Origin of the sequence: Enterococcus quebecensis (genome assembly GCF_001730365.1) — a bacterium.
Classification (GTDB): domain Bacteria; phylum Bacillota; class Bacilli; order Lactobacillales; family Enterococcaceae; genus Enterococcus_L; species Enterococcus_L quebecensis.
Map to the genome: position 1 here is coordinate 1 of NZ_MIKB01000016.1, position 22,652 is coordinate 22,652.

Genomic DNA, 22,652 nt, shown 5'->3' on the forward strand with positions numbered 1-22,652 from the left:
GATACACCTGTTCCCATGCCGAACACAGAAGTTAAGCTTCTTAGCGCCGATTGTAGTGAAGGGTTTCCCTTTGTGAGAGTAGGACGTCGCCACGCTAAAGTGTTGTCTTGGAGGTTTAGCTCAGCTGGGAGAGCACCTGCCTTACAAGCAGGGGGTCGGCGGTTCGATCCCGTCAACCTCCATTTTTTGAGCCGTTAGCTCAGTTGGTAGAGCATCTGACTTTTAATCAGAGGGTCGCAGGTTCGAGCCCTGCACGGCTCATAGAAATATTTTGCGGGTGTGGCGGAATTGGCAGACGCACTAGATTTAGGATCTAGCGCCTTACGGCGTGGGGGTTCAAGTCCCTTCACCCGCATTTTTAGTCTCGTTACATAACTAGGCGAATTACGCCGGCTTAGCTCAGTTGGTAGAGCATCTGATTTGTAATCAGAGGGTCGAGGGTTCAAATCCTTTAGCCGGCATCCAAATTGCGGAAATAGCTCAGTGGTAGAGCACCACCTTGCCAAGGTGGGGGTCGCGGGTTCGAACCCCGTTTTCCGCTTAGCTTGTTCTTTTCGCCGGGGTGGCGGAACTGGCAGACGCACAGGACTTAAAATCCTGCGGTGAGTGATCACCGTACCGGTTCGATTCCGGTCCTCGGCATTAGTAATGTAGCACCCATAGCTCAACTGGATAGAGTGTTTGACTACGAATCAAAAGGTTAGGGGTTCGACTCCCTTTGGGTGCATAGTTGAAATGTTGACTGCGAATTAGAAGGTTCAAAGAACTTGATTCCTTTTAAGCGTTTAGTCTTTTTTTATTATTATAGCTACGGGAAGTAGCTCAGCTTGGTAGAGCACTTGGTTTGGGACCAAGGGGTCGCAGGTTCGAATCCTGTCTTCCCGATTTGTAGAACAGAGTGATTACTCTGTTCTTTTTTGTTCAATCATCAATGATGAACACTACATATTGGAGCACATTTATCTTTTCTCATCAAATCGGGCATTCTTCTTTATTAAACACTTAAAATTATGTATAATTAAGGTCAGTATTAGTCAAGGGAAAAGGATGAGTGTGATGAGTAATCAAAATACTTCAGATTTAATAGAAGCATATTTAAAGAAGATTCTTGAAGACAGCAGTAAAATTGAAATTCGCAGAGCAGAAATGGCTCACTTGTTCAATTGTGTTCCTTCCCAGATTAATTATGTAATCAACACACGTTTTACGATTCAACGTGGGTACTCTGTGGAAAGTAAACGTGGTGGTGGCGGTTATATCAGAATCGCAAAAGTACAAATTTCTGATAGTGACCAGTTGTTAAAACAAATCGCCCAATTTACAGGGAATGAACTCTCAGAAAAGGATGCACTGATTTTTGTACAAAAGTTGTATGAAGAAGAAGTAATTACGAAGAGAGAAGGAAATATTATGTTGTCTGTACTTGGAAAACAAGTACTCGGCAAAGCAGGATCAAATGAAGATTATTTACGTGCTCAATTGATGCATTCATTTTTAGAACGTTTGAGTTACGAGGAGGAATGATAGTATGGATGAATTATTTACAGAAAGTGCCAAGGCAGTTTTAGCTATTGCACAAGAAGAAGCAAAATATTTTAGGCATCAATCTGTTGGCTCAGAACATTTATTGTTAGCTTTAGTATTGGAACCAAACGGAATTGCAGGGAAAGCTTTGCGCCAGTTAAACGCAGAGAAAAATGATATCCGTGAAGAGATTGAACATTTAACTGGATATGGAACGGTTAAAGGATATCCTAAAGGTGCATATCTACCGTACTCTCCTCGTGCAAAACAAGTTTTTGCTTATGCTGGTGATGAAGCTAAACGACTAGGTGCACCAAATATAGGAACAGAACATATTTTACTTGGATTATTAAGAGACGAAGATATACTAGCTTCACGTATTTTATTGAATTTAGGATTAAGTTTATCAAAAATGCGTCAGTTAATAATGAAAAAAATCGGAGTTACTGATCCGCAAATGAGCGGTAATGTGGGACGCCGTCGTAATAATCAAGCGCAAAAAGCAGCACCTAAAGGAACGCCGACTTTAGATTCTTTAGCACGTGATTTAACTAAATTAGCACGAGAAAATGATCTAGATCCTGTTGTTGGGCGATCACAAGAAGTTAGACGTTTGATCCAAATCTTAAGCCGCAGAACTAAAAATAATCCAGTTTTAGTTGGTGAACCAGGTGTTGGTAAAACGGCCATTGCTGAAGGTTTAGCTCAAAAAATCGTTAATGGTGAAGTACCTGATGATATGTTAGAAAAACGCTTGATGATGCTAGACATGGGTGCTTTGGTTGCTGGTACGAAATATCGTGGTGAATTTGAAGATCGATTGAAAAAAGTAATCGATGAAATTTATCAAGATGGAGAAGTGATTTTATTTATTGATGAATTGCATACTCTAATCGGTGCAGGTGGTGCAGAAGGTGCGATTGATGCATCTAACATTTTAAAGCCCGCTCTTGCTCGGGGAGAGTTGCAAACGATCGGAGCAACAACTTTAGATGAGTATCAAAAATATATTGAAAAAGACTCTGCTTTGGAGCGTCGTTTTGCTCGAGTACAAGTGGATGAGCCAAACCCTGAAGAAGCAGAGGAAATTTTAAAGGGGTTGCGTCCTCGTTATGAAGAACACCATGGTGTAGAAATTACGGATGATGCGTTACATGCAGCAGTTCATTTATCTGTACGCTATATTAATTCTCGTCAATTACCTGATAAAGCGATTGATTTGATGGATGAATCAGCTGCAAAAGTACGTTTAGATTTGGCAGATGAGCCTTCTGAGATCAACGACTTACGTTTGGAAATCTCTCGTTTGATGCAAGAAAAAGAAGAAGCAATTCAGTCTCAATCGTTTGAAAGTGCCGCAAGATTACGTCAAAAAGAGAAAAAATTGGCTAGAAAATTAGAAAATATTCTATTGTTGGAACAAAAAGAAGCATCTGGCTATGCAAATCGTGTGACTGAACAGGATGTTGCGAATGTTGTTTCGCAATGGACTGGTGTTCCTTTACAACAGTTGGAGAAGAAAGAAAGCGAACGGTTACTTGAATTAGAAAGTATCTTACATCACAGAGTTGTTGGCCAAGATGAAGCTGTTCAAGCTGTCTCACGTGCGATTCGTCGTGCTCGTAGTGGATTAAAAGATCCGAACAGACCAATTGGTTCATTTATGTTTTTAGGACCAACAGGTGTTGGTAAAACCGAGCTAGCTAAAACGTTGGCTGAAACAATGTTTGGCAGTGAAGACGCTCTTGTTCGAGTTGATATGTCTGAGTTTATGGAAAAATACAGTACTAGCCGTTTGATTGGTTCCCCTCCAGGTTATGTTGGGTACGAAGAAGGCGGACAACTAACTGAAAAAATTCGTCAAAAACCGTATTCTGTTATTTTGTTAGATGAAGTAGAAAAAGCACATCCAGATGTATTTAATATTTTATTACAAGTGCTAGATGACGGTCACTTAACGGATTCTAAAGGACGCAAAGTCGATTTTAGAAACACAATTTTGATCATGACATCAAATATTGGAGCAACAGCGATTCGTGAAGAAAAAAATGTTGGATTTAATGTGAAAGATTTGACGAAAGATTATGATGCGATGCAAAAACGGATTATGGAAGAATTGAAAAAAGCCTTCCGTCCTGAATTTTTAAATCGTGTTGATGAGACTGTGGTCTTCCGCTCACTGGATCAAGCTGAAATTCACGAGATTGTGAAAATTATGAGTAAATCAATTGTTCAACGTTTGAGAGAGCAAGATGTCAATGTGAAAATTACAGCAGCTGCAATTGAAGTGATCGGCAAAGTTGGTTTTGATCCTGAATATGGCGCAAGACCGATTCGAAGAGCACTTCAAAAAGAAGTGGAAGATCGTTTAAGTGAAGCATTGCTTTCTGGTCAGATCCACTTAGGTGACAAAGTAACAATTGGAGCAAGTAAAGGAAAAATAACTTTGAATGTTAAAACACCTAAACAAGAATCATTATTACAACCAGTTTAATTATAACTATCGAAATACCAAAGCAGCGTATAATCGTCTGCTTTGGTATTTTTAATTTTGGGGGATGAAAAGAAAGAGACAGATTATTTTGTGAAAAAAGTTCGATAAAATAAAGAGAGACTATTGGAAAGTTTGTGAACCTATGCTACTATGAAACAGTCGTCAGAAGGCTGCGAAAATAAAGAGAATTGCGTTAAGTAATGTTGGCTGAATGAGCTTTTAAAACTATCTAGTTTCATGAACCAGAATCGCGGAAAAAAGATAAAAATAGACTGTAACAAAAAGCATTACATTCAAATTTTTCAGTCGATGCTAAACAAGTTATTCAGCTTTTAAGGGAGGATACAAAATGATTGAACTTATTGCGACTGCTGAGTCAATTGAACAGGCAGAGGCGTTACTGGCAGTAGGAGTGGATACTTTATATATCGGAGAAGAAATGTTTGGTCTGCGTTTGCCGACATCCTTTTCACGTGAGGAACAGCGAATTATCACTGAAAAGGCTCATGAAGCTGGTAAAAAAGTAACTATTGCACTAAACGGGATTATGCATCCGGAAAAGATGAAAAAAGTTCCGGAATATTTAACATTTTTAAAAGAGATTAACGTAGATCAAGTGACAGTTGGTGATCCAGGCGTTGTATTTGTGATGCAGAGGGATAAAGTGGGGATTCCTTATATTTATGATGGAGAAACGCTAGTGACCAGTTCCCGTCAAATCAATTTTTGGGCGAAACGTGGATCGATTGGAGCAGTGTTAGCACGTGAAGTTCCTTTTGAAGAAATGAAAGCTATGAAGGATAATTTGATGGTTCCTGCTGAAGTTCTTGTTTATGGCGCTACTTGTATCCATCAGTCAAAACGTCCCTTGTTGCAAAACTACTATAATTTTACTAAAAATGATGAGTCAGTCAGCAAGGAACGTGGTTTATTTATATCTGAACCGAAAAAAGAGGAAACGCACTATTCTATTTATGAAGATAGCCATGGAACACATATTTTTGCGGATAATGATGTAAATTTAATGGGTGAATTAAATAAACTTCATGAACATAATTACACAAAGTGGAAACTAGATGGAATCTATGCGCCAGGTGAAAACTTTGTAGAAGTGGCTAAACTATTCGTAGATGCAAAAGAAAAAATCGAAGCAGATCTTTGGACAAATCAGCATGCTGAAAATGCCATTGAGCAAATCAAAGCACTGCATCCAGAAAATCGTGGATTAGATATCGGATTCTTTGATTTAGATCCAGACGAGATAAAATAAGGAGAAAAACACATGACAAACGAACGAACATTGAAGCGTCCTGAGGTCTTAGCACCAGCAGGGACGCTAGAAAAACTAAAAACAGCTATTCATTATGGTGCAAATGCCGTTTATATCGGTGGGAATGCTTACGGATTACGTAGCCGTGCAGGGAATTTTACAAAAGAAGATATGATTGAAGGAGTAGCATTTGCCAAAGAACATGGGGCAAAAGTTTATGTGGCAGCGAATATGGTCACTCACGAAGGAAATCAAGAAGGCGCAGGAGAGTTTTTCAGAGAAATACGAGATGTTGGTATTTCTGCAGTAATTGTTTCTGATCCAGCTTTGATTGAAATTTGTGCATTGGAGGCACCAGGCTTACCGATCCATTTATCTACACAAGCTTCAGCTACGAATTACGAAACACTAGAATTTTGGAAAAATGAAGGCTTAGAGCGTGTCGTTTTAGCTCGTGAAGTATCAATGGATGAAGTGGCAGAAATTCGTAAAAATACTGATGTGGAGATTGAAGCGTTTATCCATGGAGCAATGTGTATCTCATATTCAGGTAGATGTACGTTGTCTAACCATATGTCAATGCGTGATGCGAATCGTGGTGGTTGTTCTCAATCTTGCCGTTGGAAATATGAGTTATATGATATGCCGTTTGGTGGTCAGCGGACAAACTTAACGGATAAAGGTGAAGTAGAAGAAGAGTTTTCAATGAGTGCAGTTGACATGGCTATGATCCAACACATTCCTGAATTGATTCAAAATGGTGTGGATAGCTTTAAAATCGAAGGACGGATGAAATCTATTCATTACGTCTCAACTGTAGCGAATGTGTATAAAAAAGCTGTTGATACGTATATGGAAGATCCTGAAAATTATGAATGTAAACAAGAATGGATCGACGAACTTTGGAAAGTAGCTCAACGAGAGCTTTCAACTGGTTTTTATTACCATGTACCAACAGATGAAGAGCAACTATTCGGAGAACGCCGCAAAATTCCTCAATATAAATTTATTGGAGAAGTTATGGCTTATGATCCTGAAACAAAAGTTGCAACAATCCGCCAAAGAAACCATTTCAGTGTAGGCGATGAGGTCGAATTTTATGGTCCTGGGTTCAATCACTTCCATCAAACGGTAGAAGTTATGTATAATGAAGATGGCGAATCGATTGACCGAGCACCAAATCCAATGATGATTTTGACAATGCCGGTTGAAAAGCCAGTAGCCATTGGCGATATGATTCGTAAGAAAAAATAAATAAAGTGATTGGGGGATCGGCTGTTGCAGTCTATCCCTTTCATTGCAGGAAAGGCAAGTGAAACTATGTCAAAACAATATGATTATATCGTAATCGGTGGAGGAAGTGGCGGTATTGCTTCAGCAAATCGTGCAGGTATGCATGGCGCCAAAGTTTTACTGATTGAAGCTTCTGATATCGGCGGAACCTGTGTTAATGTTGGTTGTGTACCAAAAAAAGTCATGTGGCAAGCAAGTTCCATGATGGAAATGATGAAACGAGATACAGAAGGATACGGATTTGATGTAGAGTTAAAAGCATTTAGTTTTAAAGAACTTGTTCAAAATCGTGAAGCCTATATCAATAACCTACATGCTGCTTATCATCGTGGATTAGACAGCAATAATGTTGAAGTATTATCTGAGTATGCAACATTTGTTGACGATCATACGGTTAAAGCAGGCGAAGAAACATACACTGCACCACATATTTTAATTGCAACAGGTGGACGACCTGCAAAATTGGATATTCCTGGTGGAGAGTATGCGATTGATTCCAATGGTTTTTTTGCCTTAGAAGAATTGCCTAAACGAGTTGTTTTTGTGGGGGCTGGATATATAGCAGCGGAACTTGCTGGTACGGTTAATGGACTTGGAGCTGAAACTCACTGGGCTTTTAGAAATGAACGTCCTCTACGTGATTTCGATGAACTACTATCTGAAAAAGTTGTCGAACACTATCGTAACGATGGGATGCACATTTATCCTCATTGTACGCCTCGTTCAATTGAGAAGCTTGAATCAGGAGCATTAGTGATCACATTCGAAAATGGGACTAAAATTACTGCAGACTGTATTATTTACGGAACTGGACGCCAACCGAATACTGATTCACTAGGGTTAGAAAATACTCATGTTGAATTGGGTGATCACGGTGTTGTGAAGGTAGATAAATTTCAAAATACTTCGCAATCAGGAATTTATGCTGTGGGAGATGTTATTGGAAAAATCGATTTAACACCTGTTGCGATTGCAGCTGGAAGAAGGTTATCAGAACGCCTATTTAATGGGAAAGTCAATGAATATTTAGATTATGAAACAATACCAACGGTTGTCTTTACCCATCCGCCGATTGCTACAGTAGGTCTAACGGAAAATGAAGCGGTCGAAAAATATGGTGATGAGAACATTAAAATATATCAATCTACTTTTACACCAATGTATTTTGCATTAGGCGAATATCGTCAAAAATGTGATATGAAGTTGCTTTGCGTAGGTGAAGAAGAAAAAATAGTTGGATTGCACGGGATTGGTCTTGGTGTGGACGAAATGCTGCAAGGTTTTGCAGTGGCTATTAAGATGGGGGCAACGAAGAAAGATTTCGATAATACAGTAGCCATTCATCCGACAGGGTCAGAAGAATTTGTGACGATGAGATAGAAAAAAGAGCGAAACGCATTTGTTTCGCTCTCTTTTTATGCTTAATTTGTTCTCGCAAGAATTGCTTGTGTGATTGTCAATAAGTTATTTTTAGCACCAGTAGATGTTTCGGGCAATTTGTTGATACTTTTTAAGGCTTGTTGAGTATACTCTTCAGCAAGTTTTTGTGCTTTAGCAACGCCATTAAATGAATGAACTAGCTCGTAGATTTTACTTGTCTCAGTATCAGTTAAGGACTCACCTTTTTCTAAATAAGGAAGTAGAATCTCACGTCCCTCTTCTAAAGCGTATAAAAGTGGCAATGAATAGATCCCTTGACGAACATCCTCCAATACAGGTTTGCCAATTTGTTCAGGACTTTGAGTATAGTCTAAAACATCATCAATAATTTGAAAAGCGATTCCAATATTTTCGCCGATTTTTCCACAATTTTTAGCAAATCGTTCTGTTGTTCCACTTTCATAAGCACCAACAAAGCAACTTAGTGAAAAAAGTTCAGCTGTTTTACCAGAAATGTTTTCTAGGTATTGATCAATTGTCATATCGAGATTATAGCGATTGTCCATTTGACCTAACTCACCACTTAATATTTTTTCCATACTTCTGGAGTTCAACTGAATACTTTTTAAAGAAGAAGAGTAGTCCGCTAAGAGTTTAAAACAGCTAACAAACAGATAATCTCCAGCATAAACTGCGGTACTGTTACCAAATTGAGAACGAATAGTTGGTAAGTTTCTTCTTATATCAGCGTCATCCACGATATCATCATGTATTAATGTTGCCGTATGCAATAACTCGATGGAAGCGGCTAAGGCAATAGCTTTTTTAGCCTCTCTCTTCTCACCAAATTGTGAAAATAGAAGTTGATAGGCAGGTCGTAATAGCTTGCCTCCAGAATGAATCATGGACATGACCGCATGCTCTACTTCTTTGTTTTTTAGGTTAACGCTGTTTTCCATCAGCTTTAATGTACTGTTTAATTCCTTTGCTAGTTCAGGATATTTTTTCCACATTGGATGAATGTTCATAAAATGACTCCTTTGATTGTACTCGATCAGACTAAAGTGTTACTGGAAATATTGACTCCATTTATGTTTTGTTGTTGATTCGTAGTTTAATTGAAATTGGCGTAAGGTTTGAACATGACGCAATAGATAATTAGCTGCAATGCCTATAGCGATACCTGATAATAGACCGATGATCGAAAGGAATGGCAGATAAAGCATAGGAGCCCATGATTGAGCAAAGAAACAAGTAGTCAATAGTTGTCCAACATTATGCAAGAAGCCTCCAGCTGCGCTAATACCGATAATGCTGACACGTTTAGGTCCTAGCTGCATAATAACAAGCATTCCTAAATAACTAAGTAAAGCACCGCTGGCACTATAAAAGAATGTAGAGATCGTTCCGCCTAGCAGAGTTGTCAAAATCAGACGCATACAAACTAAAAAGAAACTATCTCTTTTTCGCATTGTAAAAATGGCAATGATCGTAATCAAGTTAGCCAACCCTAGTTTTGCACCAGGAGCAAAAGCAAAGGGATAAGGAATCATATTTTCAATTAATCCGATAATTACGCCTTGGGCGACTAGCATGGAAATATAGATGTTTTTTTGTAATTTACTCATAATATACTGACAATGTTTAATAAATCAAACTGCCATCCTCACTCCCATCAGAAGCCTCAACTGTGATGAATAAATTATGCGGCAGGCAAGCGATTGGTGTTTCGCCTGCTTTGGATATCCAACCACGTTTTACACAGATTTGATCTCCGCAATTTGATTCTACCATGCGAATTCTATCGCCGCTCACCTCAATCAAATTATAATCACCATCAGAATCTTCATATTTATATGTATACGTGGGTCCGTCTTCCTTTAATTCAAAAACTTTGATAACTTCTCCATCTACTTTTAATACTGCTTGTTTTGTTGCATCATCTTGTGCTGTGTTTTGTATACCAAAAACAACAAGGGGCAAGAAAGAACTGATGGTTAAAAGTAAAATAATAACAATATCCCATGGACGTAAGTAACTTTTTTGAATAAATTCTTTGAAATTCAACTCTTTCCTCTCCTTTGTAGTCTTTAGTTGCACTTATTTTATCATAATGAGAAAAGAAAGTTCTAGGAGTAGACCTAGAACTCTCTTAGATTTTTACTATTTATTGCCGTATCTGGATTTAGGTGTTCCGTACCACCATTTACCTAGTTTGCGTTGCAACCAAGGGATAACCCAGCGGTCTAAACCAAGCGCACGTCCAGAGCCGTTCATTAAGGCAAAGGCTACAAAGATAAACCAAATATTTACCCAATAGAACATACCTGATAGACAAAATGCAATTGTTAAACCAATTGTAGCGGCACTGCTTAACCAAGTGAATAATCCAGCGATCAATGCTAAAGCAATCAAGACTTCAACAATTGTCATGAATTTTTGCATGAATAAAGCAACTTCTTGGTTTGGCATCATGAATTTCATCACACTTTCAAACCATTTAGGCATATGGTCGAAGACCTGCATTGGTTCTTCACCGTATGCATAGCTTAAACCAAATTGAGCAGCTTTAGCTGTTGTTTCAGTTGCTTCAGCTCCGCCACCAGCGGCAGATGCCCCCGTTGTTACTTGTTCTTGTAACCATGGGAATGGGAAAGCAACTTTGTCAGTAAACCATGAACCTTCACCAAACCAAGTGCTTGGCTTCAAGTAGTCACCAGTTCCAACAATTTTCTTCATTGATTCTACTAACCAAACTGTTCCATAGAATACACGTAGTGGTACGCTCCATAAAACATTACCGTAACGAGAAGAGTGTCCTCGTGTTACATTACGATCGTCTTTAATATGGAAGAATTCGTGCATAGTATATTGGAACATGTAATAACCAGAACGGATATCAAAGAAATATTTCAAGTTAACGATATGCTTCATGATGATTGCTAAGAAGCCGCTAAGGTGAATTTTATCAAATAGGTTTGCTACGCCCCATTTAGAGCCGACAGAAACCATGAAACCTTGATAATTTCCTTTGAATTTGTGTTTTTCAGCACCTTTGATATCAGCCACAATATTAGCTGCGGCTGTGTGACCAGTTTGTTCAGCTGCTTGAACGATTTGCGGTGTTGGTGTTTCAGGAAACTCTTCGTAATACACCAAGTCACCAACGATATAAATGTTTTTATCTTCATATCCTTTGGCTTGCATAAACTCATTAGCGATCAAGCGATTACCACGGGCAGACTCTAAACCAAAGTCAGCAGCGTCAGAAGTTGCTTTAACACCAGCAGTCCAAATCAATGTGTGTGTTGCAACGGAAGAACCATCTTTTAATTTGATGTGATCTGCTGCAACTTCAACGATAGGTGCATTCAATAGTAATTGAACATTTTTCTTTTCTAAATAACGTTCAGCTTTGGCTGCATCATTACGAGATAACATATTTAAGATTGTCGGCATTGCTTCAACGACCATTAATGTAAATTCACTAGGGTCAAGTTTGAATTCTTTTGCAAGACGATCTTTCCAGTCGATTAATTCGCCGACCATTTCGATACCAGTAAATCCTGAACCACAGACAACAAATGTTAGCATAGCTTTACGAACTTCTGGATCAGGCTCAATAGCTGCTTTTTCAACTGTTTCCAAAATATGTTCACGAATTTTCAGAGCATTTTCAAAAGACCATAGAGTAAATCCGTGTTCTTTAACACCCGGAGTACCAAAATCATTTGGCTCTCCACCCATACCAATAATTAATTGGTCGAATTCATAAGAACCTAACTTTGTTTGAACAACTTTTTTGTCTTTATCAATACCCGTTACAGTATCTGTTACAAGATTAACATTCTTTTTACGTGAGAATAAACGTTGTAAATCATATTGAATCGCAGAAGGTTCAACGCGCCCTCCAGCTACTTCATGCAACTCAGTCATCATGGTGTGGTAAGAATGACGATCAATTAGAGTAATTTCAACGTCAGAATCTTTTTTTAATTTTTTGGCTAAAAATTTAGTTGCTGAAACTCCAGCATAACCAGCTCCCACAACGACAATTTTTTGCTTTGTCATTGATAATCCGCTCCTTAAAAATATGAAATAAAAAATGATAATAATTACACAATCGAATTCATTATATAGCGATTTTTTAGTTTTGTCTAATAACAATTAGCAATTAGAGCAAATAATTTTTTTTTATTAAAAAAGCGTGAAAAACGGGTAAAATTTTGTATTTCTTTTATAAATGTGTTTGACATATTCGAAAATTTCTATAGAATGTAAAATAGATCACAAACTTATTTTGTGGAATGTTTAGAAAAGGAAAAGGTGACCGAAATGAAAATGAACAAAATTGTAAAAGGTTTCACAGCTATCGCACTTTCATCTCTTTTATTAGCAGCATGTGGATCAGATCAAAAGAAAGACACAGCAAAATCATCTGATTCAAGCACTGCAACATCAAAAACAGCTGATTCTTCTAAAGCAACAGAAAAAGAAGCTGGAGCAGATTTACAAGACGGTACGTACAAATTAGAAGAAAAGAATGAATCTAATGGTTACCGTGCAACATTTGAAATGACTGTTAAAGATGGTAAAATCACTGAATCTAAATATGACAATATCAATGCTGAAGGTAAATCAAAAGCAGACGATAAAGACTACAATAAAAACATGAAAGCAAAATCTGGTGTAGGTCCTGCTGAATACATTAAAGAATTAAATGATTCTTTTGTTAAAGCACAAAGCGCTGATGGCGTTGAAGTTGTAACTGGTGCGACTCACTCTAGTGAATCATTCCAAAACTACGCACAACAATTGATTCAAGCAGCTCAAGCTGGTGACACAAAAACAATCGAAATTGACAATGGTGCTGATCTTAAAGATGGTACGTATTCATTGAAAGAAAAAAATAACTCAAATGGCTACCACACAGAATTTTCAATCGTCGTTAAAGGTGGAAAAGTAACTGAGTCTAACTACGATAATGTGAACGATGAAGGCAAATCTAAAAAAGATGACGCTGATTACAACAAAAATATGAAAGCAAAATCTGGCGTAGGTCCTGCTGAATACATCAAAACGTTAAATGAAGAATTAGTAAAAACAATGAATGAAGAAGGTAAATCAGCTGCAGATGTAGAAGTCGTAACAGGCGCAACTCACAGTTCTCATTCATTTATGATGTACGCTGAACAACTAATCAATGCCGCTGAAAAAGGCAACACTGACGAAATCGTTGTAGATAACATCGTAATGAAAAAATAATTTTTCTTAGAGTGAATTGAAGAATTAAACGTGCAGAATTCAGATATTTATCTGAGTTCTGCTTTTTGCTGTGAATCACTACGACTGGCAATGCCAGAGTAGATGATGAACAGTACTTGGCGAACGAAGAGAGAGAAGTAACCGTACTAGGAATCACTACGACTGGCTGTGGCAGAGTAGATGATGGACAGTACTTAGCGAACGGAGAGAGAGAAGTAACCGTACTAGGAATCACTACGACTGGCTGTGGCAGAGTAGATGATGAACAGTACTTAGCGAACGGAGAGAGAGAAGTAACGATACTAGGGATCACCAAACACCCTGACCCAAAACAACAAATAGTAATCAGTGATTAAGTGGGGCAGAATAGTATCAAAATTGAATTGCTACAAGCTGGTCATTTGCTGACATACACTACAAACCAATCAAATGAACAGTACTTCCATCAATCTAAAAAAGTACCAAAATACATAAAGATAGATAGAAAATCCTTTCCATTCAGGAGAAAAAGCGCTACTATGAATAGGATAATTTTTCTATTTAGAAAGAGGGATACAATGAAAAACAGAAAATCACTTATAATAGTAATGGCGGCATTAATTTTAGTTATTCTAGCAGGGTGTAGCGGGAAAAATAAAGAGTCAAAAATCAATAAAGAACCTTATTCGGATCAGCAATCACTACTGGGAACCTATGTACAGGTAAGAATTTATGATGAAGGTAAAAAAGATGTCTTGAAGAAAGCCTTTGATCGAGTAAAAGAATTAGGCGATAAAATCACTGTAAACGAAAAAGGATCGGAAATAGATGCAATCAATGAACAAGCTGGAATCAAACCAGTTAAAGTTTCTGACGATATTTATCCACTGCTAAAACGAGCGTATGAATACAGTGAAGATTCTTCTGGCGGTTTTGATATGGTTATTGGTCCAATCACGCAGTTATGGCATATTGGTTTTGACGATGCTCGTAAACCTTCGCAAGAAGAAATTGACCAAGCATTAAAATTAGTTAATTATAAAAAAGTAAAATTAAATGATGAAGATAAGTCTGTTTATCTTGAAGAAAAAGGCATGCAGCTTGATTTAGGAGCAATTGCCAAAGGATTTATTACAGATGAGGTAGTAAAAGTTTTAAAAGATAATGGTGTAACGACCGCAATCGTTGATCTAGGTGGAAATGTCTATGTCCTTGGGCACAGTCCTCGCGGTAAAGACATGGATTGGAATGTTGGTATTCAAGATCCCAATAAAGCACGTAATACGGTAATTGGAACCATTCAAGAAAGCGACAAAACATTAGTTACTTCAGGTATCTATGAGCGCTTTTTAGAAGTAGATGGTAAAAGCTACCACCATTTGTTTGATCCGAAAACGGGTTATCCGTTTGATAATGATATAGCCGGAGTCACGGTAATTACAAAGGAATCTATTGATGGTGATGGGTTATCAACGGCAGTATTTTCTATGGGTGTAAAAAAAGGGCTAGAATATGCTGAAGGTTTGAAGGATGTCGATGTCATTTTTGTTACAAAAGAAGATAAAGTTTATGTAAGCAAGGACATTGAAAAGAGTTTTGAACTAGGAAAAGAGTCAGGCTATACAATGGGTGATCGTAAAGACCTGAAATAAGGAGAATAAATATGTCGTTGAATGTGTTTTTGCAAGTAGTGGAAATTCGGACAAAGTTAGCTAGTCTGTTTCCCTTTGCTGTTGGGGTATTGTTTTCTATTGCGTATTTTCACAAGTTTCAGTTAGGTTATACGTTACTGTTTTTTGTTGGAATGGTAGTTTTTGATATGGCGACGACAGCAATCAATAATTACATGGATTTCAAAAAAGCAAAATCTCAAGTGTACAAGTACGAAGAAAATATCATTGGCAGTTCAGGAATTTCCCCAAAACTTGTCAGAAATATGATTTTTGGAATGATTGCTTTTTCTGCAGTGATTGGTGTTGTTTTGACAATTAAGACAGGCTGGTTGTTTTTGATTATGGGTGGTGTGTGCTGTTTTATCGGTATTTTTTACACCTTTGGCCCGATACCTTTATCTCGGATGCCTTTAGGCGAAGTGTTCAGTGGGTTTACCATGGGACTTGGTATTTTTGCTATGACGATTTATTTGAATGTTCAAGAGGATCGTCCATTTTATTTGTTTCTTGACTGGAGTAAAGGAAGCTTTGCTTTAGTGGGAAGTTTGTGGGCGGTATTAGCGATTATTTGGGCAGCTTTGCCGATGGTGTTTACCATCGCCAACATTATGTTAGCGAATAACTTGAGAGATTTAGATACAGATATCGAAAATCATCGTTATACGTTAGTTTACTATATTGGTCGAGAGCATGGTGTTGTTTTATTTCAACTACTGATGTTAGTTTGTTACTTAGTTATTTTAATTGGAATACCATTTGGCGTATTTCGTTGGCCGATTTTAGTAGTTTTTTTATCCTTACCAACTGTCTGGAAGAATCTTCAGTTGTTTAAAGAAGAATTGCCTCACCCTAAAAGTTTTGGTTACTCAATCAAAAACTTGATCGCATTTAATAGCAGTTATCTTTTGGGACTGTTATTAACGATTGTTTTAGAGAATAGATAATAAAAATCGAAGGAAGTAGAGCCGACAGTGGTTCTACTTCCTTCTTAATTTTAACGATTTTTTTTACTTTTAATAAACAGGAATAAGATAGCTAGTAAAATGATGGCAATTCCAGCAATTGAAAGGTAAACAGTTTTTTGTTCCCCAGTGTTTAACAATGCGATTCTTCTTTGTTTTTGATTATTAACAGGAGAGGACATTGCTAGAGTAACTTTTTGTCTTGTTCCTTTCTCTTTTCCAAGGATCATCTTATTGTTAGTTAGCATCATGGAATTGTCGTCTGAAGGACTTCCGATTGATGTAGGTAAAGACTCTTGGGCTAAACTGGTGCTTGGAAGAGTAAGAGACAAAACAACCAAACAAAAAACTATTTTTTTCATAAATATTCTCCTTTGTAACATTCGTATTATTTCGCAATCTAAATGTAACATATCCGAAATATAGAACAAATGATTGGTAGGAAAAGCTTTATCTTCTTAAGGAATTCTTAATAAATTTAGTCATTTGCGTAATTAAATCGTTGGATTTATGTTGCTTAGACTAATTTCACCTGAAGATAGAACTTTTTCGGTCTTATTTGGAAGTTGTACGACCAATTCTCCGTGGTCATTGATTGCCGTAGCAATACCTTCATAGTTGGTACCAGCTTGTGTAAATGAAACAGTTCTCCCTAGTACAAATGATTTTTGACGGTATTCTTCCAAAAAATCTTGCTCAGGCAGTTGATTCAGTATTTTATAAAATTGATTCCAAATTGCCCCAATCAAATCATTTCGTGTGATATTAGGTGGAGTATTTGGAAATAAAGAAGTGGCTTTTTCTCTCAGTTCCTCTGGAAATTCATTTTGTTTCAAAGAAAAATTGATACCCATTCCGATAATAACGTTTGATATTTGACCGGATTCGACATCACTCATGGCTTCTGATAAAATGCCGCAGACTTTCTTTCCATTAATGTAAATATCATTGACCCACTTGATTTCTGTATTTACGTGGGCTAGTTCATCTATTGCGCGAGTAATTGCTACAGCCATAATTAGTGTGTACTGAGCCATTTCTTCAAAAATTTGATTGGGTCTTAGCAACATGCTCATATAAATACCGCTGCCTGCTTTTGAGAAAAACGGTCGACCAAATCGTCCTTTTGGAGCCTCTTGGATATCTGCTACGATCAAAGTGTTAGTTGGGTTACCATTTATGGCAGCTAACTTTGCGTCTTTCATTGTAGATTCTGAAGAATTTAACACATGAATCGAAAGTTTAGGCGTTGCTGGATCTAAAGCCAAACGAATTCCTTCTTCAGATAAAACGTCAGACGTTTCGTAGCGATAACCTTTGTTGCGGCTGCTGGAAATGATATGCCCTTCTTTTTTCAACTCGTTGATTGCTTTCCAGATAGCTGTTCGTGAAAGAGAAAGTTGTTGGGCCATATCTTCTCCAGAGATAAATGCTGGTGTTTGTTTCATTAATAAGGTCAATACCTGGCTTTTTGTAGACATAGACTTCGCTCCTTTATAATAATGTCATTGTATCTGATGAAGAAGATGGTGGTCAACCGCAATACGTCTGGAAGAGGAGAGGAAAATCCATCTTTAGATGTATGCTTTACCTTAAAAAGCTTGTTATACTTAAAGGGTAGAAAGATTTTTTACCTTTAACAATAATGAAGAATTCATAGAGATGGAGTTGGGAAAAATGGAAAAACAACAATATATTTGTGATAAGTGTGGACATACGCATTATGTTTCAGATCAGTTTCAAGCAACAGGTGGAAATTTTGCTAAAATATTTGATGTCCAAAATAAAAAATTTATCACAGTCAGCTGTGAAAGATGTGGATTTACAGAATTGTACCGTGGGCAAACATCAGATGGCTGGAATGTTTTAGACTTTTTGATAGGCGGATAATTATTATAGTGGCTGCTTTGTGTATGCTTCTTGAATATAGAAAGGGAGAGGTTGGGACAGAAGTGTTTAGCTCAGAAGAGCTATGTCCCAATCACTTTCTTTTTTTACGAAGTTCGACCCTGTTATGGGACATTATTAGTTCCCATAATTTAGTTATGAGTGATTATAGAATATATATATATAAGATATATTTTTTTTAAATTTATATCTTTCATGTTAGAATTTAATTGGAGATATAAATAATAAAAGACAAGGAGAGTAAAAATGATTTCAAAAAAATTAGTAACATTCGGAACATTAGCAGCAACTGTATTAGTGTTAGGTGCATGTAGCAGTGACAATAAGGCTTCTAAAGATAGTTCATCTGACAGTAAAACAGAAACATCAATGAGCTCAAGTGTTGATGCAGTAAGTGGTGCTTCAATCAGTGATAAACCTGAAGTAATTGAAAAAGCTTTAAGTAAAGATGGGAATTGGATCGTTGCTGCAACAGCAGATCTTACTTTTGATAAAGACGTGACTGTTGCGGGTGAGTTCCACGACAAAGGTGAAAAATCAGGCGATATTTATAGAAAATTAGCTTTGTATGCACAAGACTCAGATAAAAAAGTTACAGCTGAATATACAGTAACTGTTCCTCAATTGATCGTGGAAACAGAAAACTTCAACATTGTTAATGGAACAATCAAGGGCGATATTTTAGTTAAAGCAAATGGATTTGTTTTAAATGGAACAAAAGTTGAAGGTAAAGTAACCTTTGAAAAAGAAGAATATAAAACTTCGGCTACTTTAGATAAAGAAGAAGCTACAGTAACAGGAGAAGTAACTGTTAAATAGAGTTTAAGTTATGAAAAGGACACTTATTTGTTAGGTGTCCTTTTTAGCATAAAAAACCCTTAGAAATACTTGACTTTTATTATAGTAGGAAGTACAATATATAGATGCAAAAACTATCTGAAAAATGACAAAGCAGGAGCGAAATATTGTCCGTTCCGGTTTTTAATAGGGAAACAAAAGTAGAGACGCACGAGAATTTTTCAAGAGCACATTCTATTTTTGGTTTTTTTTTGCCTAAAAACTGCAAAAAATGCTTAACATTACGAATATTTAATATTTGTAATGTTAATGAAATATTTTCGGCTAGTGTTTTGATAGACTTTTAATTAGAGGAGTGAAGAGCTTGGCTGGACACGTAGTAAAATACGGAAAACACCGCGAACGTAGAAGTTTCGCCCGGATCAGTGAAGTGTTGGAATTACCCAACTTGATCGAAATTCAAACAGACTCTTATCAATGGTTTTTAGATGAAGGATTAAGAGAAATGTTTGAAGACATTTTACCGATTGATGATTTTCAAGGCAATTTGTCCTTGGAATTTGTGGATTATGAATTAAAAGAACCTAAGTATACTGTGGAAGAAGCGCGTTCACATGACGCAAACTACTCTGCACCTTTACATGTTACTCTACGATTGACGAACCGTGAATCTGGAGAAATCAAATCACAAGAAGTCTTCTTCGGTGATTTCCCTCTAATGACTGAAATGGGAACATTTATCATCAATGGAGCAGAGCGTGTTATCGTTTCTCAATTAGTTCGTTCTCCTGGTGTTTATTTCCATGGAAAAGTAGATAAAAATGGTAAAGAAGGCTTTGGCTCAACTGTTATTCCTAACCGTGGTGCATGGTTAGAGATGGAAACTGATGCTAAAGACATTTCTTATGTACGTATTGATCGTACTCGTAAAATTCCTTTAACTGTTTTAGTTCGTGCCTTAGGTTTTGGCTCTGACGATACAATTTTTGAAATTTTCGGTGAGTCTTTAAGTTTACGTAATACAATCGAAAAAGATTTACACAAAAATGCTAGTGATTCGCGTACTGAAGAAGGCTTGAAAGATATTTATGAGCGTCTTCGACCTGGTGAGCCGAAAACAGCAGACAGTTCTCGTAACTTACTAAATGCTCGTTTCTTCGATCCAAAACGCTATGATTTAGCGAACGTTGGTCGTTATAAAGTTAATAAGAAATTAGACTTAAAAACACGTCTATTGAACCTAACTTTAGGAGAAACATTGATCGATTCTGAAACAGGAGAAATCCTTGTTGAAAAAGGAACAGTGTTGACTCATCAAGTAATGGAAACATTAGGTGAACATATCGACAACGGCTTAAACAGCGTGACATATTACCCTAGTGAAGATGGTGTAGTAACTGAACCAATGACGGTTCAAGTAATCAAAGTTCTTTCTCCAAAAGATCCAGAACGCATCGTTAACGTAATCGGTAATGGTTACCCTGATACAAGTGTGAAAACTGTTCGTCCAGCTGATATTGTAGCTTCAATGAGTTATTTCTTTAACTTACAAGAAGATATCGGTAATGTGGATGATATCGATCACTTAGGAAACCGTCGTATTCGTTCAGTTGGTGAATTACTGCAAAACCAATTCCGTATCGGTTTAGCTCGTATGGAACGTGTAGTTCGTGAAAGAATGTCGATCCAAGACACTGAAACATTGACACCACAACAATTGATCAATATTCGTCCAGTAGTAGCAAGTATCAAAGAATTCTTTGGTTCTTCTCAATTATCACAATTCATGGACCAAACCAATCCTCTAGGTGAGTTGACTCACAAACGTCGTCTATCTGCCTTAGGACCTGGTGGTTTGACTCGTGACCGTGCCGGCTATGAAGTTCGAGACGTTCACTATTCCCACTATGGCCGTATGTGTCCGATCGAAACGCCTGAGGGACCAAATATCGGGTTGATCAATAGCTTGTCAAGTTATGCCAAAGTCAACAAATTTGGATTTATTGAAACGCCTTACCGTCGTGTAGATCGTGCAACTGGTAAAGTAACTGATCAAGTAGATTATTTGACTGCTGATACAGAGGATCACTATATCGTAGCGCAAGCAAACTCACGCTTAAATGAAGACGGCACATTTGCTGAAGAATTAGTAATGGCTCGTTTACAAAGTGAAAACCTTGAAGTAACGATTGATAGAGTCGATTACATGGATGTTTCACCTAAACAAGTAGTTGCCGTTGCGACAGCATGTATTCCTTTCTTGGAAAACGATGACTCCAACCGTGCCTTGATGGGTGCCAACATGCAACGTCAAGCTGTGCCTTTGATCCAACCTCGTTCACCACTTGTGGGAACTGGTATGGAATACAAATCAGCGCATGACTCAGGTGCTGCTTTACTATGTAAACATGATGGTGTCGTTGAATACGTGGATGCATCAGAAGTACGCGTTCGTCGTGACAATGGCGCATTAGATAAATATATGGTAACAAAATTCCGTCGTTCAAATTCAGGAACAAGTTACAACCAACGTCCAATCGTTCTTTTAGGCGAAAAAGTTGAAAAAGGTGATACATTAGCTGATGGACCTTCTATGGAAGAAGGCGAAATGGCTTTAGGACAAAACGTCCTTGTCGGTTTCATGACTTGGGAAGGGTATAACTACGAGGATGCGATCATCATGAGCCGTCGTTTGGTGAAAGATGATGTCTATACTTCTATCCATATTGAAGAATATGAATCAGAAGCTCGTGATACAAAATTAGGCCCTGAAGAAATCACTCGTGAAATTCCAAACGTTGGGGAAGATGCATTAAAAGATCTTGACGAAATGGGAATTATCCGTATCGGTGCGGAAGTCAAAGATGGCGACCTATTAGTAGGTAAAGTAACGCCTAAAGGGGTAACTGAGTTATCTGCTGAAGAACGTTTACTACATGCAATCTTTGGTGAAAAGGCTCGTGAAGTTCGTGATACATCTCTACGTGTGCCTCACGGTGGCGGCGGGATTGTTCATGATGTGAAGATCTTTACTCGTGAAGCTGGAGACGAATTATCTCCAGGTGTAAACATGTTAGTTCGTGTTTATATCGTTCAAAAACGTAAAATCAACGAAGGGGATAAAATGGCCGGTCGTCACGGTAATAAAGGGGTTGTATCCCGTATTATGCCGGAAGAAGATATGCCGTTCCTTCCAGATGGAACACCAATTGATATCATGTTGAACCCATTAGGGGTACCATCACGTATGAATATCGGACAAGTACTAGAATTGCACTTGGGTATGGCTGCTCGTCAGCTAGGTATCCACATTGCAACACCAGTATTCGATGGTGCAAACGATGAGGATGTATGGGAAACAGTTCGTGAAGCGGGTATGGCTCGTGATGCGAAAACAGTTCTTTATGATGGACGTACTGGTGAACCATTCGATAACCGTATCTCTGTTGGTGTGATGTACATGATCAAACTTGCTCACATGGTTGATGATAAATTACATGCCCGTTCTATTGGACCATACTCACTTGTTACCCAACAACCACTTGGAGGTAAAGCTCAATTTGGTGGACAACGTTTTGGGGAAATGGAAGTATGGGCGCTGGAAGCATACGGTGCAGCTTACACATTACAAGAAATCTTAACGTACAAATCTGATGACGTTGTTGGTCGTGTGAAAACATACGAAGCCATCGTCAAAGGTGAACCAATTCCAAAACCAGGCGTTCCAGAATCATTCCGCGTATTGGTAAAAGAATTACAATCACTTGGATTAGATATGCGCGTATTGGACATCGAAGAACAAGAAATCGAATTACGTGATATGGATGACGATGATGATGACTTGATCACAGTTGATGCCCTAACAAAATTTGCCGAACAACAATCAGCGAAACAATTAGAAAAAGAAGCAGCTGAAGCAAAAGAAGCAGCAGAAGAAGTAGCTGTTCAGAACTTCGAAACAGCGGAAGATACTCAAGACTAGTTGTTTTACATTTTGTATTAAGTGCCAATGAAATCCGTTGGTTTTGGTCTAGAAAAATCACATTGATTTTTCTAGTTCCGAACTACGGTGAATAGCTCATTCAGCTTTTCTAACTAATTGAATG

The 22,652-nt window shown here is 37.7% G+C and carries 18 protein-coding genes, 8 tRNA genes and 1 rRNA gene; 21 read left to right on the forward strand and 6 right to left on the reverse strand.

The window, feature by feature from the left end:
- The 14 genes from rrf to gor all read left to right on the forward strand — a co-directional run.
- Positions 1 to 95: ribosomal RNA gene (gene rrf, locus BCR23_RS11200) — 5S ribosomal RNA — on the forward strand; the annotation flags it as partial.
- 14 nt (positions 96 to 109) lie between these two features.
- Positions 110 to 182 (forward strand) — tRNA-Val (locus BCR23_RS11205).
- A 6-nt stretch (positions 183 to 188) separates the two neighbouring features.
- Positions 189 to 261 (forward strand) — tRNA-Lys (locus tag BCR23_RS11210).
- A gap of 12 nt (positions 262 to 273) precedes the next feature.
- Positions 274 to 355: transfer RNA gene (locus BCR23_RS11215), tRNA-Leu, on the forward strand.
- Positions 356 to 388: 33 nt separating this feature from the next.
- Positions 389 to 461: transfer RNA gene (locus BCR23_RS11220), tRNA-Thr, on the forward strand.
- A gap of 8 nt (positions 462 to 469) precedes the next feature.
- Positions 470 to 541: transfer RNA gene (locus tag BCR23_RS11225), tRNA-Gly, on the forward strand.
- 15 nt (positions 542 to 556) lie between these two features.
- Positions 557 to 642 (forward strand) — tRNA-Leu (locus BCR23_RS11230).
- 11 nt (positions 643 to 653) lie between these two features.
- Positions 654 to 727: transfer RNA gene (locus tag BCR23_RS11235), tRNA-Arg, on the forward strand.
- A gap of 84 nt (positions 728 to 811) precedes the next feature.
- Positions 812 to 885, forward strand: a tRNA-Pro gene (locus BCR23_RS11240).
- Between the two features lie 171 nt (positions 886 to 1,056).
- Positions 1,057 to 1,524 carry a CtsR family transcriptional regulator gene (locus BCR23_RS11245; protein WP_069635584.1) on the forward strand — a complete coding sequence of 156 codons (468 nt, stop codon included), beginning with the start codon at positions 1,057 to 1,059 and terminating at the stop codon, positions 1,522 to 1,524.
- 4 nt (positions 1,525 to 1,528) lie between these two features.
- Entirely contained in the window at positions 1,529 to 4,018 is a 2,490-nt protein-coding gene (locus BCR23_RS11250) for an ATP-dependent Clp protease ATP-binding subunit (RefSeq protein WP_069635585.1), read from the forward strand.
- A 349-nt stretch (positions 4,019 to 4,367) separates the two neighbouring features.
- Positions 4,368 to 5,288 (forward strand): peptidase U32 family protein, encoded by a 921-nt coding sequence (locus tag BCR23_RS11255; protein ID WP_069635586.1) that lies wholly within the window; start codon positions 4,368 to 4,370, stop codon positions 5,286 to 5,288.
- A gap of 12 nt (positions 5,289 to 5,300) precedes the next feature.
- Positions 5,301 to 6,542: a peptidase U32 family protein gene (locus BCR23_RS11260; protein WP_069635587.1), complete on the forward strand. Its 1,242-nt coding sequence runs from the start codon at positions 5,301 to 5,303 to the stop codon at positions 6,540 to 6,542.
- Between the two features lie 66 nt (positions 6,543 to 6,608).
- The gene (gene gor, locus BCR23_RS11265; protein WP_069635837.1) at positions 6,609 to 7,961 is read left to right on the forward strand and encodes a glutathione-disulfide reductase; all 1,353 of its coding nucleotides are present in this window, start codon (positions 6,609 to 6,611) and stop codon (positions 7,959 to 7,961) included.
- A gap of 41 nt (positions 7,962 to 8,002) precedes the next feature.
- Here gor and BCR23_RS11270 read toward each other — a convergent pair whose 3' ends face one another.
- The 4 genes from BCR23_RS11270 to BCR23_RS11285 all read right to left on the reverse strand — a co-directional run bounded on the left by BCR23_RS11270 (position 8,003) and on the right by BCR23_RS11285 (position 12,032).
- The gene (locus BCR23_RS11270) at positions 8,003 to 8,989 is read right to left on the reverse strand and encodes a polyprenyl synthetase family protein (RefSeq protein ID WP_069635588.1); all 987 of its coding nucleotides are present in this window, start codon (positions 8,987 to 8,989) and stop codon (positions 8,003 to 8,005) included.
- Between the two features lie 39 nt (positions 8,990 to 9,028).
- On the reverse strand, positions 9,029 to 9,589 hold the full coding sequence (locus BCR23_RS11275; protein ID WP_069635589.1) for a Gx transporter family protein: 561 nt from the start codon (positions 9,587 to 9,589) through the stop codon (positions 9,029 to 9,031).
- A 16-nt stretch (positions 9,590 to 9,605) separates the two neighbouring features.
- Positions 9,606 to 10,028 (reverse strand): NusG domain II-containing protein, encoded by a 423-nt coding sequence (locus BCR23_RS11280; RefSeq protein ID WP_069635590.1) that lies wholly within the window; start codon positions 10,026 to 10,028, stop codon positions 9,606 to 9,608.
- Between the two features lie 96 nt (positions 10,029 to 10,124).
- Positions 10,125 to 12,032, reverse strand: a complete 1,908-nt coding sequence (locus BCR23_RS11285) for an NAD(P)/FAD-dependent oxidoreductase (protein ID WP_069635591.1) — start codon at positions 12,030 to 12,032, stop codon at positions 10,125 to 10,127.
- 264 nt (positions 12,033 to 12,296) lie between these two features.
- Here BCR23_RS11285 and pplA point away from each other — a divergent pair, with 264 nt between their 5' ends.
- The 4 genes from pplA to menA all read left to right on the forward strand — a co-directional run bounded on the left by pplA (position 12,297) and on the right by menA (position 15,822).
- Complete coding sequence (gene pplA / locus BCR23_RS11290; protein WP_069635592.1) at positions 12,297 to 13,226, forward strand: extracellular electron transfer flavoprotein PplA; 930 nt, start codon at positions 12,297 to 12,299, stop codon at positions 13,224 to 13,226.
- Between the two features lie 116 nt (positions 13,227 to 13,342).
- Positions 13,343 to 13,582, forward strand: a complete 240-nt coding sequence (locus BCR23_RS11295; protein WP_069635593.1) for a hypothetical protein — start codon at positions 13,343 to 13,345, stop codon at positions 13,580 to 13,582.
- Between the two features lie 201 nt (positions 13,583 to 13,783).
- On the forward strand, positions 13,784 to 14,857 hold the full coding sequence (locus BCR23_RS11300) for an FAD:protein FMN transferase (protein WP_069635594.1): 1,074 nt from the start codon (positions 13,784 to 13,786) through the stop codon (positions 14,855 to 14,857).
- 11 nt (positions 14,858 to 14,868) lie between these two features.
- Entirely contained in the window at positions 14,869 to 15,822 is a 954-nt protein-coding gene (gene menA / locus BCR23_RS11305) for a 1,4-dihydroxy-2-naphthoate polyprenyltransferase (RefSeq protein WP_069635595.1), read from the forward strand.
- Between the two features lie 50 nt (positions 15,823 to 15,872).
- Here menA and BCR23_RS11310 read toward each other — a convergent pair whose 3' ends face one another.
- Positions 15,873 to 16,202, reverse strand: coding sequence for an LPXTG cell wall anchor domain-containing protein (locus BCR23_RS11310; RefSeq protein ID WP_069635596.1), 330 nt, complete (start codon positions 16,200 to 16,202; stop codon positions 15,873 to 15,875).
- A gap of 132 nt (positions 16,203 to 16,334) precedes the next feature.
- Positions 16,335 to 17,321 carry a biotin--[acetyl-CoA-carboxylase] ligase gene (locus tag BCR23_RS11315; RefSeq protein WP_069635597.1) on the reverse strand — a complete coding sequence of 329 codons (987 nt, stop codon included), beginning with the start codon at positions 17,319 to 17,321 and terminating at the stop codon, positions 16,335 to 16,337.
- Between the two features lie 196 nt (positions 17,322 to 17,517).
- Here BCR23_RS11315 and BCR23_RS11320 point away from each other — a divergent pair, with 196 nt between their 5' ends.
- The 3 genes from BCR23_RS11320 (at position 17,518) to rpoB (ending at position 22,528) form a co-directional block, all read left to right on the forward strand.
- The gene (locus BCR23_RS11320) at positions 17,518 to 17,730 is read left to right on the forward strand and encodes a zinc ribbon domain-containing protein (RefSeq protein ID WP_069635598.1); all 213 of its coding nucleotides are present in this window, start codon (positions 17,518 to 17,520) and stop codon (positions 17,728 to 17,730) included.
- Between the two features lie 264 nt (positions 17,731 to 17,994).
- The gene (locus tag BCR23_RS11325) at positions 17,995 to 18,567 is read left to right on the forward strand and encodes a hypothetical protein (RefSeq protein ID WP_069635599.1); all 573 of its coding nucleotides are present in this window, start codon (positions 17,995 to 17,997) and stop codon (positions 18,565 to 18,567) included.
- 343 nt (positions 18,568 to 18,910) lie between these two features.
- A complete protein-coding gene (gene rpoB, locus BCR23_RS11330) occupies positions 18,911 to 22,528 on the forward strand; it encodes a DNA-directed RNA polymerase subunit beta (protein WP_069635600.1) in 3,618 nt (1,205 codons plus the stop codon).
- Positions 22,529 to 22,652: the final 124 nt, after the last annotated feature.

What these genes read in the sequence shown, in the direction of transcription:
- BCR23_RS11275 (WP_069635589.1), bottom strand. Translation starts at nt 9,589, where the DNA reads ATGAGTAAATTACAAAAAAACATCTATATTTCCATGCTAGTCGCCCAA.
- BCR23_RS11285 (WP_069635591.1), bottom strand. Translation starts at nt 12,032, where the DNA reads ATGACAAAGCAAAAAATTGTCGTTGTGGGAGCTGGTTATGCTGGAGTT.
- gor (WP_069635837.1), top strand. Translation starts at nt 6,609, where the DNA reads ATGTCAAAACAATATGATTATATCGTAATCGGTGGAGGAAGTGGCGGT.
- pplA (WP_069635592.1), top strand. Translation starts at nt 12,297, where the DNA reads ATGAAAATGAACAAAATTGTAAAAGGTTTCACAGCTATCGCACTTTCA.
- BCR23_RS11310 (WP_069635596.1), bottom strand. Translation starts at nt 16,202, where the DNA reads ATGAAAAAAATAGTTTTTTGTTTGGTTGTTTTGTCTCTTACTCTTCCA.
- BCR23_RS11255 (WP_069635586.1), top strand. Translation starts at nt 4,368, where the DNA reads ATGATTGAACTTATTGCGACTGCTGAGTCAATTGAACAGGCAGAGGCG.
- BCR23_RS11300 (WP_069635594.1), top strand. Translation starts at nt 13,784, where the DNA reads ATGAAAAACAGAAAATCACTTATAATAGTAATGGCGGCATTAATTTTA.
- BCR23_RS11250 (WP_069635585.1), top strand. Translation starts at nt 1,529, where the DNA reads ATGGATGAATTATTTACAGAAAGTGCCAAGGCAGTTTTAGCTATTGCA.
- BCR23_RS11260 (WP_069635587.1), top strand. Translation starts at nt 5,301, where the DNA reads ATGACAAACGAACGAACATTGAAGCGTCCTGAGGTCTTAGCACCAGCA.
- BCR23_RS11270 (WP_069635588.1), bottom strand. Translation starts at nt 8,989, where the DNA reads ATGAACATTCATCCAATGTGGAAAAAATATCCTGAACTAGCAAAGGAA.
- menA (WP_069635595.1), top strand. Translation starts at nt 14,869, where the DNA reads ATGTCGTTGAATGTGTTTTTGCAAGTAGTGGAAATTCGGACAAAGTTA.
- BCR23_RS11320 (WP_069635598.1), top strand. Translation starts at nt 17,518, where the DNA reads ATGGAAAAACAACAATATATTTGTGATAAGTGTGGACATACGCATTAT.
- BCR23_RS11325 (WP_069635599.1), top strand. Translation starts at nt 17,995, where the DNA reads ATGATTTCAAAAAAATTAGTAACATTCGGAACATTAGCAGCAACTGTA.
- BCR23_RS11245 (WP_069635584.1), top strand. Translation starts at nt 1,057, where the DNA reads ATGAGTAATCAAAATACTTCAGATTTAATAGAAGCATATTTAAAGAAG.
- BCR23_RS11315 (WP_069635597.1), bottom strand. Translation starts at nt 17,321, where the DNA reads ATGTCTACAAAAAGCCAGGTATTGACCTTATTAATGAAACAAACACCA.